The sequence below is a fragment of the Thioalkalivibrio thiocyanoxidans ARh2 genome (genome assembly GCF_000385215.1).
Lineage (GTDB): Bacteria > Pseudomonadota > Gammaproteobacteria > Ectothiorhodospirales > Ectothiorhodospiraceae > Thioalkalivibrio > Thioalkalivibrio thiocyanoxidans.
Genome location: NZ_ARQK01000010.1, coordinates 1 through 4,209 on the forward strand (window position 1 = coordinate 1; position 4,209 = coordinate 4,209).

General features: G+C 59.0%; 3 protein-coding genes. All 3 read left to right on the top strand.

The window, feature by feature from the left end; all coding sequences use genetic code 11:
• Positions 1–1,608: type I secretion C-terminal target domain-containing protein (locus G372_RS13620; protein WP_156824350.1), on the top strand; the 1,608-nt coding region annotated here is incomplete at its 5' end.
• Between the two features lie 124 nt (positions 1,609–1,732).
• Positions 1,733–2,062, top strand: a complete 330-nt coding sequence (locus G372_RS0100155; protein WP_019624189.1) for a hypothetical protein — start codon at positions 1,733–1,735, stop codon at positions 2,060–2,062.
• 143 nt (positions 2,063–2,205) lie between these two features.
• Positions 2,206–4,209 (top strand): retention module-containing protein (locus G372_RS0100160; RefSeq protein ID WP_156824351.1); only part of this gene is annotated, 2,004 nt, incomplete at its 3' end.

A 4,209-nucleotide genomic window follows, 5' to 3' on the forward strand; every position in this document is an offset into this window, starting at 1 on the left:
TGGGGAATTGACGACCTCAATGGTGCTACGGAATCGGTGCCACTGACGGCGTCCACCAGCAATGGTGTGCTGTCGATTACCGGCTTCGAGAACAATGGTGATGGCACCTACACCGTCGACTATACCTACGAGTTGACCGCGCCCACCGACCATCCGGATGAGGGGCGGGACGAACTTCAGAAAGACGCGATCAACGTCATGGTCACCGACGGCGCCAATCGGACAGCCGAAGACACTATCGATATGACGGTGGTCGACGATGTTCCGGTGATAGAGAGCATCCAGAATCTGGCCATGGCAGTGACGCACACCGGTGTCGTTGAGGGAGCATTCGTTTTTGATGCTGGAGCTGACGGCCTGGCGCAGATCGGGCTGACGGGAGATGCACCGGATGGGTTTGTCTACGACACCTACACCGCGGGTGATGAAGTTCCTGAAGGTATAAACGCCCCAGACCTCCACGGGCATGACATTCTGCTCGTTGCACGCACGGATGACGCCGACGAGGATATCTTCTTCACCTTCCTCGTTAGAGAAGATGGGAACTATGAATTCGAAATAGTCGATCCATTTGCCGGACAGAGTTTCCAGGCTGACTTTGCTGAAGACGTACCTCGCGGTAACGGCGACTTTCTTTCGTTTAGCGAAGGAGAAGGGTGGACTTTCTCATCTGATGAACCTGCCAGCAAACAGGATGTCACGATCTCTGGTAATGGTGATATAAACACTTCCGGCCAGGGCATGGGTGTTGGCGGAAATAATTTCAGGACTCATCAGGGTGAGTCTGACGTTATAAATTTCGATTTTGCTGAGTCTCAGGCCAGCTTCACCGTAGGGGGTAGTCGCAGCGAAGGAACGGTTTCGTGGAAGGCGTTCGAAAAGGATGATCAGGGAGGGTTGATCCAGGTTGGTGCCGATGAACACGACTTTGCGGATGGTGACCTCGAGGTCTCCTTGGAAAATGGAATGACGTTCGACCGCATTGAAATTACTGCTGGAGACACGGGTTCTAATTTCCTGCTTAAGGACTTCTCTTTTGCAAGTGTCGTTGACCTCGATGGCAAGGAGCTGGATTTTGAGTTCTCCGTAAAAGATGGTGACGGTGATACGGCTTCCGAGTCGGTCCAGGTGTCGCTGCTGACAGAAGAGGCTGGTGACTACGAGTTCACGGGCACCAACGCGAATGATGTACTCGTTGGAACAGATGGAGACGACATCCTGATTGGCGGTGGAGGAGATGACATTCTTACCGGTGGCGCTGGGAACGACGTGTTCCTCTGGAACTCTGGTGACGAAGGGTCTGTCGATGAGCCGGCCAATGACGTCGTGACCGACTTCGGCAACGGGGATAATGTTCTTGATGTCTCCGATCTCTTGGATGGCGCCAGCGAGTCCAACGTCGCCGACTTCATTATTGCCGAAGAGGATGGGGACGACACAGTTCTGTACATCAGCTCCGAGGGCGAGCTTGGGGGCCATACGGACAATGCGGACCAGACCATCCGCCTCGAGGGCAAGTCGTTTAGTGATCTGGGCGGGAGCAACGCTAACGCTGAGGACGTGATCAATCAGCTCCTGAGCAACGACCAGCTCAAGATTGACCAATAAGTGGTCGGATGAGGGGCCCCGCCGGTCGGAATCGGCGGGGCTTTCTCGTGTCTGAGGGTGTAGGCTGGAAGCTGGATTACTGGATTACTGGATTACTGGATTACTGGATGGCCGGGGGCCGCGTATGTACGTGAGACGGGATGCAGAAGGCCGGATCGAGCTGGTGAGTCGCGACGCGAGTTCCGAGTGCACGGAGTTTGTCGCGGCCGATGCTCCAGAGTTGTTGGTTTTTCTCGGAGCGGATGAGGAAGAACCAGTCCCTGCGGCGCTGCAGGCCTCCGATCTGGAGTTGATTCGTGTGCTGGAGGATCTGGTCGAGGTGCTCACGGACAAGGGCGTCATTCGGTTTACGGACCTGCCAGATGCGGCGCAGAAGAAGTTGTTGGGGCGCAAGGATCTTCGAGCATCGGCTACGCGCCTTAATCTGGTTGAGGATGACGAGGGCCTACTTTGACGGGTCGCATGCGATCATGGCGAAGTAGGAGGGAGGTCGTGCGGTTTCACGGTGAGGGCCGTAAGCGGCACGAGTGATTCGTGTAGGCAAACGATTGCCTATTTTGGCCGGGCGAGTAGAGCCGGCTCCTGGAGGGTAGTTAGATGGCGGTGAATGTAGTCGTGGCGACTGTGCAGGCATTGACCGGGACGGTGATTGCGCGCGATGCCGAAGGTAACTCGCGCGTGTTAGCGGTAGGCGATCCGGTATATGCAGGGGAGGAAGTAATCCCGTTAAAGGGCGCGACTGTGCAACTGGAGGGCATGGATGGTGGATCGCTGTCGCTTGGGGAAGGTCAGCAGGCCCTGGTTGGCGAGGCGCTGGCCGAGAGCGGCCGTGCCGACAACCCCGACATCCCGACCGCAGAAGAGGTGATCGAGGCGCTGGAGCGAGGAGAGTCGCTGGATGCGCTGATTGCCCCGCCGGCTGCGGGTCTGGAAGGCGGCGACAGCGAGGGTGGCGGCTTCGTACGCGTGGCACGAATCAGCGAGCCCGTTGAACCGATCAATTACACCTTCCCGGTAAACGTCTTTGATCGCCCTGATGCGATGGGCGAGACCGTGGCGGTGCCAGGAGGCGAAACTGCTGACACGGCCGTACCACCCGGGCCGCCACCGGTAGAACCACCCCCTCCGGTGACGGCGAACCCGACGCTAACGGTTTCGGTGTCCTTGGCAGCGGGGTATGGCTATGAAGATGCCAGCGAAGCGCAGGCCGGCGACGTGATTTTCGACGTGTCGCACGTACTGGATCTGGATGGCCTGGACCCGGCGTTGGCGAGCGCCATTACCTACAGCATCGTGGGCGGTGATACGACCTATCTGGTGCTGGAACAGGACGGTTCCGGCAACTGGGTGGTGGTGCTGACCGAGGAAGGGGCGGAGGCTGTCCGCAGCGGGACGGTCGAGGGCAACCAGCTCAGCGTCACGGTGGAAGGGACGGTTGTGCTGACCGGCATGGAGGATCTGGTGGCCACGGACGGTGCATTCGCACCTGTTCCGGAGCTGATTGTCGAGCCGCCGCCGGATGCGGACCCGTCTCTGACGGTGACGGTGGTGGTCGCTGCGGATTACGGCTATGAGGAGGCGAGCCAGGCTGCGGCTGGCGACGTGGTTTTCGACGTGTCGCACGCACTGGATCTGGATGGTCTGGACCCGGCGTTGGCGAGCGCCATTACCTACAGCATCGTGGGCGGTGATACCAGCTACCTCGCGCTGGAACAGGACGGTTTCGGCAACTGGGTGGTGGTGCTGACCGAGGAAGGGGCGGAGGCTGTCCGCAACGGGACGGTCGAGGGCAACCAGCTCAGCGTCACGGTGGAAGGGACGGTTGTGCTGACCGGCATGGACGACCTGGTGGCTTCGGACGGTGCATTCGCACCGGTTCCGGAGCTGATTGTCGAGCCGCCGCCGGAGCCGGACTTGTATGCGTGGGCGCACACAGTCGGGATTGGCTCAGAGCAAGGCACGATGGCTAATGCCAATAACCTGAAGGAAACCGATTCCAACAGCGCTGTTGTGTCTTATCGGGATGGTTTTTTCGCGGTTGACCATCAAGGCAATAACGAGCCGGACGCGATCGATCCGCGCGAGGCACTGCTTTTCGGTTTTGCCGAGCCCACATCTTCTGCGTTGTTCCAGATCGAGGGAACGCTGGGCGGTGGGACCTATATCCTCTATGGGGAAGATGGTGCTCCGTTGGGTGAAAGCCGCTCTCTGGCGGATGATGTCAATGCAGAAGGATTTCTGGAGATCACGGGGGAGCCCTTTTCGTATGTGGCCTTTCTCGGTGGCCGAGTTGGGACAGGGCAGGACCGCGTAGACAGTGAATTCAGTGTCAAACCGGTTGGACTGTCCGTGCAGGTGGGCGAAGACGAAGATGCCGAGTTCTACCCCGCCACGGGTGGCGAGGAAGGTCTCGCTACTGCGGGTATCGGGGAAATGGCCGAGGCGGATGACTACGGGGCCAACTTCCTGACGGTGGATACGGATCAGGACATCTTCGTGATCTCCGAAGGTGGCCAGGGCACCACGGATGATCCCGCCCGCTTTGTGATTCAGGGGTTCAGCCTGGACACGGATGCTTCCGGCGCCAAGATCACCCTGGGG

Coding starts and splice junctions, on each gene's coding strand:
- G372_RS0100155 (WP_019624189.1), top strand. CDS start 1,733: ATGTACGTGAGACGGGATGCAGAAGGCCGGATCGAGCTGGTGAGTCGC.